This window comes from Bradyrhizobium sp. KZN70725 (assembly GCF_055264925.1).
This window is the reverse complement of the sequence record NZ_JBUYWT010000008.1, coordinates 129,817-142,370: the sequence shown is the minus strand read 5'-3', so window position 1 is coordinate 142,370 and position 12,554 is coordinate 129,817. Positions and strand designations below refer to the sequence as shown.

General features: G+C 64.3%; 15 protein-coding genes and 1 tRNA gene. 11 read left to right on the top strand and 5 right to left on the bottom strand.

What is annotated here, in order from left to right:
* The first annotated feature begins 3 nt into the window (after positions 1-3).
* The 9 genes from ACZBJS_RS10430 (at position 4) to ACZBJS_RS10390 (ending at position 7,064) form a co-directional block, all read left to right on the top strand.
* Complete coding sequence (locus ACZBJS_RS10430; protein ID WP_316396330.1) at positions 4-1,101, top strand: ABC transporter ATP-binding protein; 1,098 nt, start codon at positions 4-6, stop codon at positions 1,099-1,101.
* Entirely contained in the window at positions 1,094-2,119 is a 1,026-nt protein-coding gene (locus ACZBJS_RS10425; protein ID WP_316396331.1) for an ABC transporter ATP-binding protein, read from the top strand. The genes ACZBJS_RS10430 and ACZBJS_RS10425 overlap by 8 nt, the downstream gene beginning before the upstream one ends.
* A gap of 21 nt (positions 2,120-2,140) precedes the next feature.
* Positions 2,141-2,764, top strand: coding sequence for a dihydroxyacetone kinase subunit DhaL (dhaL, locus tag ACZBJS_RS10420; RefSeq protein WP_057021013.1), 624 nt, complete (start codon positions 2,141-2,143; stop codon positions 2,762-2,764).
* Positions 2,761-3,153, top strand: a complete 393-nt coding sequence (dhaM, locus tag ACZBJS_RS10415) for a dihydroxyacetone kinase phosphoryl donor subunit DhaM (protein WP_028163196.1) — start codon at positions 2,761-2,763, stop codon at positions 3,151-3,153. Before dhaL ends, dhaM begins: the two co-directional genes overlap by 4 nt.
* Positions 3,154-3,184: 31 nt before the next feature.
* Complete coding sequence (locus ACZBJS_RS10410; RefSeq protein WP_233475452.1) at positions 3,185-3,487, top strand: HPr family phosphocarrier protein; 303 nt, start codon at positions 3,185-3,187, stop codon at positions 3,485-3,487.
* A gap of 1 nt (position 3,488) precedes the next feature.
* Entirely contained in the window at positions 3,489-5,108 is a 1,620-nt protein-coding gene (gene ptsP / locus ACZBJS_RS10405) for a phosphoenolpyruvate--protein phosphotransferase (protein WP_316396332.1), read from the top strand.
* Positions 5,101-5,523: a hypothetical protein gene (locus tag ACZBJS_RS10400; RefSeq protein ID WP_316396333.1), complete on the top strand. Its 423-nt coding sequence runs from the start codon at positions 5,101-5,103 to the stop codon at positions 5,521-5,523. Before ptsP ends, ACZBJS_RS10400 begins: the two co-directional genes overlap by 8 nt.
* A gap of 37 nt (positions 5,524-5,560) precedes the next feature.
* Positions 5,561-6,544, top strand: a complete 984-nt coding sequence (gene dhaK / locus ACZBJS_RS10395; RefSeq protein ID WP_076823874.1) for a dihydroxyacetone kinase subunit DhaK — start codon at positions 5,561-5,563, stop codon at positions 6,542-6,544.
* A 334-nt stretch (positions 6,545-6,878) separates the two neighbouring features.
* Entirely contained in the window at positions 6,879-7,064 is a 186-nt protein-coding gene (locus ACZBJS_RS10390) for a hypothetical protein (protein ID WP_210262651.1), read from the top strand.
* Between the two features lie 115 nt (positions 7,065-7,179).
* Here the strand turns inward: ACZBJS_RS10390 and ACZBJS_RS10385 are convergent, their stop codons facing one another.
* Together ACZBJS_RS10385 and ACZBJS_RS10380 are read right to left on the bottom strand one after the other, a co-directional pair.
* Positions 7,180-7,350 (bottom strand): hypothetical protein, encoded by a 171-nt coding sequence (locus tag ACZBJS_RS10385; protein WP_156436579.1) that lies wholly within the window; start codon positions 7,348-7,350, stop codon positions 7,180-7,182.
* A gap of 246 nt (positions 7,351-7,596) precedes the next feature.
* Complete coding sequence (locus ACZBJS_RS10380; protein ID WP_092085983.1) at positions 7,597-7,788, bottom strand: hypothetical protein; 192 nt, start codon at positions 7,786-7,788, stop codon at positions 7,597-7,599.
* A 158-nt stretch (positions 7,789-7,946) separates the two neighbouring features.
* Between ACZBJS_RS10380 and ACZBJS_RS10375 the strand changes: the two genes are divergently transcribed.
* Positions 7,947-8,744 carry a helix-turn-helix transcriptional regulator gene (locus ACZBJS_RS10375; protein ID WP_057021007.1) on the top strand — a complete coding sequence of 266 codons (798 nt, stop codon included), beginning with the start codon at positions 7,947-7,949 and terminating at the stop codon, positions 8,742-8,744.
* A gap of 20 nt (positions 8,745-8,764) precedes the next feature.
* On the opposite strand, the gene ACZBJS_RS10370 is transcribed toward ACZBJS_RS10375, so the two are convergent.
* Both ACZBJS_RS10370 and ACZBJS_RS10365 read right to left on the bottom strand, forming a co-directional pair.
* A tRNA-Ile gene (locus ACZBJS_RS10370) sits at positions 8,765-8,840 on the bottom strand.
* A gap of 193 nt (positions 8,841-9,033) precedes the next feature.
* Entirely contained in the window at positions 9,034-10,002 is a 969-nt protein-coding gene (locus tag ACZBJS_RS10365; RefSeq protein ID WP_463438697.1) for a Bug family tripartite tricarboxylate transporter substrate binding protein, read from the bottom strand.
* Between the two features lie 119 nt (positions 10,003-10,121).
* Here ACZBJS_RS10365 and ACZBJS_RS10360 point away from each other — a divergent pair, with 119 nt between their 5' ends.
* Entirely contained in the window at positions 10,122-11,090 is a 969-nt protein-coding gene (locus ACZBJS_RS10360; RefSeq protein WP_253625756.1) for a TAXI family TRAP transporter solute-binding subunit, read from the top strand.
* A gap of 126 nt (positions 11,091-11,216) precedes the next feature.
* Here the strand turns inward: ACZBJS_RS10360 and ACZBJS_RS10355 are convergent, their stop codons facing one another.
* On the bottom strand, positions 11,217-12,428 hold the full coding sequence (locus ACZBJS_RS10355) for an ABC transporter substrate-binding protein (protein ID WP_076823879.1): 1,212 nt from the start codon (positions 12,426-12,428) through the stop codon (positions 11,217-11,219).
* Between the last annotated feature and the right edge of the window lie 126 nt (positions 12,429-12,554).

The window sequence follows — 12,554 nt, the reverse complement described above, 5'->3', positions numbered from 1 at the left end:
GACATGGCTCAGATCCGCATCGAAAATCTTCGCAAGTCGTTCGATCAGTTCACCGCGGTGGAAGGGTCGACCTTCACCATCGACGACGGCACTTTCTTCGCGTTGCTCGGCCCTTCCGGCTGCGGCAAGACCACCACCTTACGCATGATTGCTGGCCTCGAGCTGCCGACCGAGGGCAAGATCCTGCTCGACGGGGAGGACGTCACGTTCCACCGCGCCGCCGCCCGCGATATTGCGTTCGTGTTCCAGCTGTTCGCGCTCTATCCGCATATGAATGTCGGGCAGAATATCGGCTTCCCGCTGAAGTGCCAGGGCATGGCGCGGCACGAGATTCGCGAGCGGGTGCAGGAGACCGCGCGGATGCTGCGGATCGAGCATCTGCTGTCGAGCAAGACATCAAAGCTCTCGGGCGGCGACCGCCAGCGTGTCGCGCTCGGGCGAGCCATGGTGCGGCGCCCGAAGGCCTTCCTGATGGACGAGCCGCTGGGCGCGCTCGACGCCGAGTTTCGTCATCTGATGTGCGGCGAGCTGCGCGATTTGCACGATCGCATCAAGGCGACCACGGTCTATGTCACCCACGACCAGCTCGAAGCGATGTCGATGGCCGACCAGATTGCGATCATGAACAAGGGGCGCGTGGAACAGATCGGCACGCCGCAGGAGGTCTACGACCGGCCCGCCAGCATGTTCGTGGCCGACTTCATCGGCTCGCCTCCGATGAACTTCCTGCGCTTCGAGGGCGGCCTGCGATCTGGTGACCGGGCGATCAATTTTCACGACACCAGGCTCGTGGTGCCCGAGATCCGCGAGGACCGCCCCAGCGCTGCGCTGGCCCTCGGGATTCGTCCAGAACATATTCGATTCACCGACGCCGGATCCGTTCGCGGCGAGGTGTTCGGCGCGGAATATCTCGGCACGACGCAGATCGTCACGATCGACACGGCCTATGGACGGGTCGCGGCGCGGCTGCCGTCGAGCGCCTCGGTGCGGATCGGAGAGACCGTCGGCCTCGAATTCAACTCCGTTCGACTCTCATTGTTCGATGCCGGCAGCGGCCTTGCGATCAGGACCGCCGGCGAGGAGGGAGGGCGCCATGGTTGACGTCAGCTTGCGCAACATCAGCAAGCGCTTCGGCGCGGTGGAGGCGGTGCGCGACCTCTCACTGACGGTGAACGACGGTGAGTTCCTCGTCCTGCTCGGGCCGAGCGGTGCCGGCAAGACCACGACGCTGCGGCTGATCACCGGGCTCGAGAGCCCCGACGCCGGTTCGGTCATGATCGGCGGGCGCGACGTGACGCATGATCCGCCGGGTGCACGGGACATCGCATTCGTGTTCCAGCAATATTCGCTGTATCCGCATATGTCGGTCTATGACAACCTCGCGTTCCCGCTGCGCTCTCCTGCGCGGCGCGTGCCGGAGCCACAGATCCGCAAGCGTGTCGAGCAGACCGCAGAGCTCCTGCATATCGCCAGCAAGCTGAATAATCGCGCCACCCGTCTGTCGGGAGGTGAGATGCAGCGGGTCGCGATCGGCCGCGCGCTGGTGCGCGATCCCTCGATCTATCTGATGGACGAGCCGCTGTCGTCGCTGGATGCAAAGCTCCGCGCCGAGCTTCGCCTCGAGCTGAAGCGGATCCAGCTCGAGCTCGGCGCGACCATCCTGTATGTGACCCACGATCAGGTCGAAGCCATGACGATGGCATCGAGGATCGGCGTGATCAAGGACGGCCGGCTGCTTCAGCTCGGCACGCCGAGGGAGATCTACGAAAATCCATCCAGCAGCTATGTCGCGTCGCGGCTCGGGACGCCGCAGATCAATTTCCTGCCCGCACGGCTGCTGTCCGATATGGCGATACCGCCGGAAACGGAGACGGTCGGCATCCGCACCGAGCACCTTCAGATCGCCGCGCGCAACGGCGGGCAGATGGTCGGTCGGGTGCATCGCGTCGAGCATCTCGGCGAGCAGAATCACGTTCACCTCGACTATAAGGGCGAAACGCTGGTGACGCTGGCGGATCCGCACCAACCGCTGCGGGCCGGCCAGGAGGTTGAATTGCAACTGGTGCGTCCGCTGTGTTTCGACCGGGCGGGGCAACGCATCGGCGCGATGGTCCAATAGGGGAGCGAGAGGTTCAGATAGATGTCTGTGCAACCGGAGACATTCAAGTCGCTGCTCAAGGCGGCCGCCGAGCAGGTCATCGCCAGCGCGCCGGAGCTCACGAGCCTGGACCAGGCGATCGGCGACGGCGACCACGGGACCAACATGAAGCGCGGCTTCGAAGCCGTACTCGGCAAGCTCGATGCCATCTCGGCGCAGCCGCTCAACGAGGCATTCAAGGCGATTGGCAAGACCCTTGTCATGACGGTCGGCGGCGCCTCCGGCCCGCTTTATGGCAGTTTCTTTCTCGCCGCGGGCGAGGCGCTGTCGCAAGACAAACACCTGCCCGACGATCTCGCCGACGTGTTCGGTAGCGGAGTGGACGCGGTGAGCGCGCGCGGCCGCTCGCAGGCCGGCGAGAAGACGATGCTCGATGTGCTCGTTCCGGTGCTGGAGACACTGAAAGCGGGCGCCGGCCAGCCCGATCTGATCGAGCGGGTGCGCATCACCGCGGCTGAAGCGGTTGAGCGCACAGTGCCGATGCAAGCCACCAAGGGCCGGGCGTCGTTCCTCGGTGCGCGCAGCGTCGGTCATGTCGATCCGGGGGCACGATCGAGCTGCGTTCTGCTGCACGCTGTGTGCGCTGGCCTGGAGGCGCGGCAATGACCGATACCGTAGGGATCGTGATCGTCTCGCATTCCCGGGATATCGCCAAGGGAACCGCGGACATGGTGCGGCAGATGGTCGGCAGCGAGGTCAAGGTCGCCTTCTGCGGCGGCAATCCCGATGGTGGTCTCGGCACCAGCGTGCCGCTGATCATCGACGCCATCAACGATGCCTGGTCGTCAAAAGGCGTTGCTGTGCTTGTCGACCTCGGCGGCGCCGAGACGAACAGCGAAATGGCGGTCGAAATGCTGGAGCCGGCGCGGCGTGATCTCGTTGTCGTCTGCAACGCCCCGATCGTCGAGGGCGCCGTCATGGCGGCGACCGAAGCTGCGGGCGGCAGCTCGCTGGCCCAGGTCAGGGCCGTGGCCGAGGAACTCTCTGCCGACTGAGCCGGCGGGGAAGCGATGATGGATGATGAGCATGCTTGATAAAGCGGACGAACAGATCTTCACCGGCAGTGTGCGGTTGGTGCATGCGGTTGGCATGCACGCGCGCCCCGCGGTCAAGCTGACCAAGCTCGCCAAGAAGTTCCAGGCTCAGATCTCGGTGCGGGTCGCGGGCGCGCCTGAATGGATCAATGCCAAGAGCGTGGCCAAGATCATGGCAATGCGCGCGGCACATGGCAGCACGATCGAGATCAAGGCCTCCGGTAGCGATGCCGAGGCCGCGGTCGCGACGCTGGTCGATCTGATCGCAAGCGATTTTCCGGATGGAGCACCATAGCATGCAGGGCGGCGCTGCAGGTCTGGCCTACCGCGGCAGGACCGCCTCGATCGGCTTTGCCCATGGCCCGTTTGTCCGTGTCGATGCGGGCGCGGCCGGCGAGCGCGTGGCCGGCACACTGGTCGAGGAGGCGCTGGCCTTGCGCAATGCGATCGACGTCGCGAGTGGCCAGATCGCGGATCTTGCCGCCAGCGCCGGCGGCGAAGCTGCGCAGATTCTCGAATTCCAGGTTGCGCTGCTGGAGGATGAGGATTTGATCGAGGCGATCTTCGCGTCGATCGGCGAGGGACGTCCGGCCGATGTCGCATGGCGTTCGACGCTCGACGCGCACATCGCCGACTACAATTCCGCACCGGACGACTATCTGAAAGCGCGTTCCTCCGATCTTGCGGATTTGCGCGACCGCGTGGTCCACATTCTGCGCGGCGACCAGGGGCAGCCGCTGAAGATCCCGAGCGGGGGCGTGGTCTGCGCCGACGATCTGCCGCCATCGCGATTCCTCGAGATTGACTGGTCCGGCGGCGGCGGCCTGGCGCTGTTGCGCGGCAGCCCGACCAGCCATGTCGCGATGCTGGCGCGCGCGCGCGGCATCCCGATGGTGGTGCAGCTCGGTTCAATTCCAGACATCGGCACCATGGCGTTGCTCGACGGCGAAGGCGCGATGCTGGAGCTCGATCCCAATGCCGAACAGGTCCGTACTTTCGAGAAGCGGCGCGACAGCCATCTCAAGAGCAGGGCATCCGCGCGCGCGACCCTGCGGCGGCCGACAGCCTCCTGGCGCGGCGAGCGGATCAAGCTCTTCATCAATATCCAGCGCGTCGAGGATCTCGAGCATGCCGACGCGCAATATGCCGACGGCATCGGCCTGATGCGCACCGAGTTCCTGCTGACGGAGCGCGGTGGCCTGCCCGACGAAGAGACACAGTTTCAGGCTTACGATGCGGTGTTGCGTTGGGCAGACCGGCGACCGGTCACCATTCGCACGTTTGACGCGGGCGGCGACAAGCCGGTGCCGGGCTTCACGGTGGACGGCGAAGCCAATCCGTTCCTCGGGGTGCGCGGCCTGCGCCTGTGCCTCGCCCGGCCCGAGATCTTTGCGGTTCAGCTCCGCGCGCTGGCGCGGGCCGCGGTGCGCGGCAATCTCAAGGTCATGTTCCCGATGATCACATCGGCGGACGAGCTCGAGGCGGGACGGAAGCTGTTCGCCGATCTCGTGCAGCGCTTGCAGGCGGACGGCATTGCCGCGATGCTTCCCGAGCTGGGAATCATGGTCGAAGTCCCGGCGGCGGCCCTTGCGGTATCTAGCTTCAAGGCCGCCTTCTTCTCGATCGGCTCGAACGATCTCGCGCAATATGTCCTGGCTTGCGATCGTTCCAACGGAGCTCTTGCCCCATTGATGGACCCTCTGCATCCCGCAGTGCTCGAACTGATCGCGCGGACCGCGGAGCACGGCCGCCGCGCCGCCATCAGTGTCAGCCTCTGCGGCGACATGGCCGGTGATCCGCGCTGCCTGCCCGCTCTGCTGAATTGCGGACTGCGCGAATTGTCCGTGAACGCCTCGGCGCTGGCGCAGATCAAGCACACCATCGACCGGCTGAGCAGCGGAGGCGGCCTTGGCTGACACGGCGGCCGATGACGCGCCCGAAGCCGGCGCGGTCGCAGTCTACAAGCGCATCTTCAAGGAAGTCCTTGAGAGCCGCCCGTCCGGCATGCGGCTGCGGCTGGCCCATGCCATGGGAAAGAACCGCAGCTTCGTCAGCCAGATCAGCAACCCGGCCTATCCGGTGCCGATCCCGGTGCAGCATCTCAACACGATCTTCGATGTCTGCCACTTTCCGCCACAGGCGAAGGCAGCCTTCCTTCGCGCCTATGCGCGCGCACATCCGCGCCGCGTCGGCCGGTTGAGCGAAGGCTCGCACGAGCGGACGCTGACGCTGCATCTGCCAGACTTCGGCAGCGCCAAGCGCAACGCCGAGCTCGACACGCTGCTCCAGGAGTTCACGCGGCGACTGATTGCCATCATGCGGGAAAAATAGGCGAGAAACGCCAAACGGACCAAGCGGGGAGGACACCATGAAGAAGTTCATCAATTCGGTCGACAACGTGCTCGGCGAAAGCCTCGACGGTTTCGCGGCCGCGCACGCCGATCTGGTTGTGCTGGGCGCCGAGCGCAAATTCGTCCGCCGCCGCGAGCTGAACTCGAAGAAAGTTGCGCTGGTCTCGGGCGGCGGCAGCGGGCACGAGCCGCTGCATGCCGGCTTCGTTGGCTACGGCATGCTGGATGCCGCCTGTCCCGGCCAGGTGTTCACTTCGCCGACGCCGGACCAGATCGTCGAGGCCGCACAGGCGGTCGCGGGCGATGCCGGCGTTCTCTTCATCGTCAAGAACTATGCTGGCGACCGCATGAACTTCGAGATGGCAGCCGAGATCGCCGAGGGTCGTATCGCCACCATCGTGACCGATGACGATGTGGCGGTCGAGAAGTCGACCTACAGCGCCGGGCGGCGCGGCGTCGCCGGCACGTTGATTGTCGAGAAGATCGTCGGCGCCGCGGCCGAGAAGGGCGCCGATCTCAAGACCTGCGTGGCGCTCGGCGAGCGCATCAACGCACAGACGCGCTCGATGGGCGTTGCGCTGACCAGCTGCACCGTCCCGGCTGCGGGCACGCCGACCTTTGCACTTGCCGAAGACGAGATGGAGATGGGGGTCGGCATTCACGGCGAGCCGGGCCGCCGCCGCGTCAAGCTTGCGGAGGCCGATGCGATCGCATCGGAGATGACGGCAGCGATCGCCGGCGATCTCGCGGCGCCCGCGGGCTCCGAGGCCCTGCTGCTCGTCAACGGCTTCGGCGGCACGCCGACGATCGAGCTCTATCTGATGTACAACGCGACGCGCCGGATGCTCGAGGAGCGGGGCCTGCGCATCGCCCGTTCGCTGGTCGGCAGCTATGTCACATCGCTGGACATGGCGGGTTGCTCGCTCACCGTAAGCCTGCTCGATAGCGAGACCACCGGGCTCTGGGATCATCCCGTGCGTACGGCCGCATTGAAATGGTGACTGCCGTGGTGGGCGGCCGCTGATTTTCAGATTGCGCCCCGATCGACGATGGGCCGGGGTCTCAGGCATGCACCGGAAGTCTGCCGGTTCACCCTCCCTGAAACTTGCCGTGTCCTTCGGGCGCGGCATCTTTTTTGCGTGGAGGAGACAAGGGCTTCGGCGATCGTGAGTGCCAAGCCATTGATTTATTGCTGGGCCCGGCAGGACTCGAACCTGCAACCATGAACGGGCATAGCGGTTCGGTTGTGAATTCGCTCCTGGATGCTTGCTCCACAATTCGCCTGACGCGGAGCATTTGGACTGTTCGGACGGCGTTAAGAGGCAGCAGAACCGAGTGAAGGATGAGGATTGGATACAAGCCGTCGAAGAACGCGTATGCGATGAACGCGACATTGCTCAAGATGGCCGTGATCCTGAGCTGGAGCATCGTCCTCATGCAAAACGTGGCGAAGACGAGAAGAGATGCGAGATAGCCGGCGGCTTCAACCCAGGATTTCGAGCCGCAAAGCAGAACGTCTGAGCAGCGCATTTCCGCGTCCTTCTATGAACTTGACCCTGAAGAGCGCGACGAGCCCTGCACATGTGGCTCAACGGGCTTGGATACCGAAGCAAGCGCAAAATCAGATGCTGATCGGCTAGAAGAATCCGGCACTAAGATCCAGCCCATAAGTCATCGACAGCAGCCACACCAAGAGGGCGGCTCCACAGAACAACGCGGTCTGCTTGAGGACGTTTGCCTGCAATGACGATGCGGGGAATACCCGGACAAAAGCGTTTGCAATCGCAGCAGTTGCAGCGGCGCGCATGATGATCTCCAGGAGTTGGCTAATGACTGGGCGTCAGCGAGCCTCGTGCTTCACGCACGAGCCCGCGATTCGGCTCTCGGCGACGGGGGCTTCTTCGATCTCCCAGAATGCCCAGACAAAGCAGGGCCCAAGGCAAACCGAAATCAGCATGAGCAAAGATGCCCGATCGTGAACGGTCTGGATCCACAATTTCCAATGCAAATGAAATCTCGGCTCCAGGCAAATGGTGCGCCAACAGCGCCTCGATCAGGGAATGTTGATCGCCGGCAGCGGGCCAGTGGGGCGGATCAACGCTTTAGCAGGTTGCTCCTGCGTGAAGGCCGCGAGTGCAATCAAAACGGCGCATAATAGGGCGATGAAAAAGCCGAGACGCCACCGCCGCTCCGTCCGGTCGTCGTCGGGCGTGTCAAGCCGGCGCGCGCCCGTTGCTGTGCGCATCGTTAATCTCCGAATATCGTGACGGTGAGAAGGCCAGTCTTCCCAACACCCGCACTGAATATCTCGCCAGTTGATGCGTCTGGGAACTACCTAGAAAGGTGGTCCGGTGTCTCCTATGCTCGAAGGTCGGTGATCTGCGCACTCGTTTCGGGGGGGACATGTATCTATCCACGGATTCCACCAATCCGCAGAATCAAGATGTCTATGCACTCTGGGATCGGCTGGCCGAGTTTTCCGTCGGCGACGGCGACGCCGCACTGACACATCTGCTAGCCGCACTGCGTACCATGTTGTCGGCACGCAATGTGCTATGGGGTGTGGTCGTGCGATTGCCGTCGCCGAAGCGGGCCGATCCCTTGCTCGGTTGGCGTCCGCGCCTCGTCCGGGTGCTGGACCCGATACCGGCGGTGGCAGCATCCGTGCAGAAGCAGTTCGATACGCTCTGGTCCCGCGACGTCGACCTGTCTCAGATCCTTTCCATGTCGGGAGATGAGCCGTTCCGGGTCCGCCTGCTGTTCGAAGCGCTGCCGCCGGAATGGTTCGAGGGCGAGCACTATCGGCGGCACTATCTGGACGTCGGATTCGCCGACAGCATCTCCGTGCGCATTGCGCTCAACGACGACGTGAGGATTCGCCTGTTCGTATTTCGCGATGCGGAGGCCCCTCGCTTCTCGGCACAGGACGGCCAGCGTCTGGGCTTCGTGATGCGCGGGTTGAGATGGTTTCACCGTCAGCAACTGCTCAGCCACGGCCTGCTCATCGCCAATGCACCCCTGACACCTGCTGAACGCAGGGTGTTGCTCGCACTGCTCGACGGGCACACGGAAAAGCAGATCGCGCAGAGGCTTGACCAAAGTCCGAACACCACGCATTTCCACGTCAAGTCGATCTACGCCAAGTTCGGCGTGCGTAATCGCTCGGCGCTCACCGCGCTGTGGCTCGGCAAGCTGCGATAACGAACTTACAGTTGATTTGCTGGTGGGCCCGGCAGGACTCGAACCTGCAACCAGACCGTTATGAGCGGCCGGCTCTAACCATTGAGCTACAGGCCCCGCCGCCTTGCGGGCCGCGGGGCGCGGCCGGCAACGGTGCGGGCTCCGTTTACAGGCTGACTGCGGTTTCGGCAATGCCGCCCCCACGTCCCTGCCATCGCCGCCGGGCCAGCCACGTCTCGCGGCTGGCATCACTGGAACAGCGGCCGGCAGCCATCCTGCCTGGCCCTCCGTTTCCCTGGCGACCGGCGCCTCAATCCACCGAGACGCCGGCAAACTCGACGACTTTGCGCCATTTCTCGGTCTCGTCGGCCACCAGCTTGCCGAATTCGGCCGGGGCCATCGGCTTCGGGATGCCGCCGACCTCGGCGAGGCGCGCCACGAGCTTGGGGTTCTTCAGCGCTTCGCCGACCGCCTTGTTGAGCGCATCGACGATCTCGGGCGGGGTGCCCTTCGGCGCCGAGATGCCGTAGAAGCCGACCGCCTCGAATCCCGGCACGGTCTCGGCGATCGCCGGCACGTCGGGCACGCTCGCCCAGCGTTTCGGCGAGGTGACGCCGAGCGCGCGGACGTTGCCGCCGCGGGCCTGCTCCAGCGCCGACGGCAGATTGTCGAAGATCAGCTGCACCTTGTTGGAGATGATGTCGGGGAAGGCGATCGCGGATCCCCGATACGGCACATGCAGCATGTCGCACTTGGTCATCGCCTTGAACAACTCGGCCGACATGTGCACCGAGGTGCCGTTGCCCGAAGAGGCATAGGAGATCTTGCCCGGATTGGCCTTGCAGTAGTCGATGAACTCCTGGACGGTCTTCACCGGCATCGCGTTCGAGACCACCAGCATGTTGGTGAGCTGCATGATGCTCGCGACCGGGGTGGTATCGCGCAGGAAGTCGAACGGCAGCTTCTTGTAGAGCGAGGTCGAGATCGCATTGTTGGGCGCGACGAACAACAGCGTATAGCCGTCAGCCGGCGAGTTGATAGCGGCCGCGGCGGCGATGTTGCCGCCCGATCCGGTGCGATTCTCGACGATGAATTGCTGGCCGAAATGATCCGACAGCCACTGGCTCATGATGCGGGCGACGATGTCGACCGGACCGCCGGCGGCAAACCCGATCACCCAGCGCACCGGGCGGTTCGGATAGTCGGATGCGGATGAGGGGGCAATCGAGGCGAGGCAGCAAATCAAACCAAGCAAGGCGACACGCGCGAACTGGATCATCGTCTCTCCCGTCATTTTCTTGTGACTGTTGCCGGCATGGTTTCACAAAACGCTGGCTTTGCCTACGACGTCGCCCGTGCGACGATAGTCGGGTTCGTGTGGAATGCTTGAGGCTCGGGATGAAATTCGCTGTTATGATGTGCGCCGGCGCGCTGCTGCTCGCGGACGGGGCGGCGGCGCAAGAGGGGAGCAAGACCATTACCAAGACCACGATCAGTTTCGCCACGGCGACGCCGGGTGGCGGCTTTCCGCTCTATGGCAATGCCTTCGCCGAGGTGATGAATGCGGCCGACCCGACGCTGTCGATCGAGCCGCGCAACACCAAGGGCTCCAATGAGAACATCCCGCTGCTCGAGGCCGGCAACGTCGATATCGCGACCGTGGCGGGCGAGCCGTCCTATGAAGCCTTCATGGGCATCGGCCGGCCGAAGGCCACGAAGCTGAAGATCCTCACCGCGATGTATTCGAGCCCGGGCATGTTCGTGGTGCGCGCGGACAGTCCCTACAAGACTATCCAGGACCTGGTCGGCCAGCCCGTCGCGTTCGGCGCCAAGGGCTCCGGCCTGCCGATCCTGTCGCGCTACATCCTCGACGGCATCGGGCTGAAGCAGGACGAGGACTTCAAGTCGATCTATCTCGATCGCGCCGGCGACGGGCCCGCGATGGTTGAGGATGGCCGCGCCGCCGCACTGTGGGGCGCCGGCATCGGCTGGCCCGGCTTCACCAAGATGGCCGAGAGCGCCACCGGCGCGCGCTTCATCGCGCCGACCACGGACGAGATCGCCCGCATCCGCGCCAAGCACACGTTCCTCAAGCCGCTGACGATCCCCGCCGGCAGCTATCCGAAGCAGACCGCGGCAATCTCTTCGGTCGGCTCCTGGAGCTACATCCTGGTGCGCGAGACCTTGCCCGACGACGTCGCCTACCGGCTGGCGAAAACGCTGCACGGCATCGAAGCGACCTTCTGCACGAAGCTCGCCCAGGCGTGCGAGACCACGGCGGCGAACACGCTCGCCGCCGCGCCTGATACCAACCTGATCCACCCCGGCGTGCTCAGATATTTCCGCGAGATCGGGGCGGCGAAATGACTTCTGCATGGACGCGCTATCGCGTCTATGCAGAGGTCATTCCGGGGCGCGCGAAGCGCGAACCCGGAATCTCGAGATTCCGGGTTCGATGCTGACGCATCGCCCCGGAATGACGACCTTCGGTCGTCATTTCTTCGCCATCGCGCAGGCCGGGTCCGGCGGGCCGAACGCGTCCTCGCCGGAGATCTTGGCCAGGATCTTGTAGTAGTCCCACGGATATTTCGACTCGGCCGGGGTCTTGACCTGCACCAGCCAGAGATCGTGCACCATCAGATTGTCCTCGCGCAGCTTGCCGTTGCGGGCGAAGAAGTCCTCGACCGGCTTCTCGCGCATCTTGGCCGCGACCTTGAGCGGATCGTCGGTGCCGGCATCCTTGATCGCGTTCAGATAGGCGGTCACGGAGGAGTAGACGCCGGCCTGCCACATCGTCGGCATCCGGTTCATCTTGGCGAAATAGCGCTTCGACCACTCGCGGGTCTTGTCGTCCATGTCCCAGTAGAACGAGGTGGTCAGCAGCAGGCCCTGCGCGGCCGACAGCCCGATCGAGTGGATGTCGGTGATCAGCGCCAGCAGCGCCGCCATCTGCTGCCCGCCGGCGAAGACGCCGAACTCGGCGGCGGTCTTGATCTCGTTGGTGTTGTTGGGCGGTCCGCCGGCAATGCCGATGATCTTGGCCTTCGAGGCCTGCGCCTGCAGGATGAAGGACGACAGATCGGGCGTCGCAAACGGCGGCCGCACCGCGCCGAGCACCTTGCCGCCGTTCTTGGTCACGATCGCTGAGGCGTCCTTCTCCAGAGAGTGGCCGAACGCATAATCGTCGGTGATGAAGAACCAGCTGTCGCCGCCGCGCTTCACCACCTCCTGCGCGGTGCCGACCGCGAGCGCCCTGGTGTCGAATACCCACTGTATCGCGTAGGGCGAGCAGAACTTGCCGTGGAAATCGGTCGCGCCGGTCGAATGCGTGATGAAAAGCTTCTTCTTCTCGTTGGCCATGTTCTGCACCGCGAGCCCGACCGCCGAAACCGGCACGTCGACGATGAGGTCGACCTGATCGACGTCATACCAGCGCCGCGCGATGGTCGCGCCGATATCCGGCTTGAGCTGGTGATCGCCGACGATCACCGAGATTGGCTTGCCGAGCACCTTGCCGCCGAAATCGTCGACGGCCATCTGCGCGGCGGTGACCGAGCCCTGGCCGGTCGGCGTCGAGGCGGGGCCGTTCATGTCGGTCAGCACGCCGATCTTGACGATGTCGTCGGATACCTGCGCCGATACGCTCGGGGAGGCCAGCAGCGTGGCTGCGAGCGTCCCGAACATGGCTAGCCTGGTGGCCTTCATTCTGTCTCCCTCCTGAATTGGCGCATTGGCCGTTATTGGTTGTGCCGGGCCTTCGGGGACCCGGTCATATTGGTTTCTTTTGCAACTATATTGGGGACCGCGTCAACGCGCCATCGGTCTAATGAC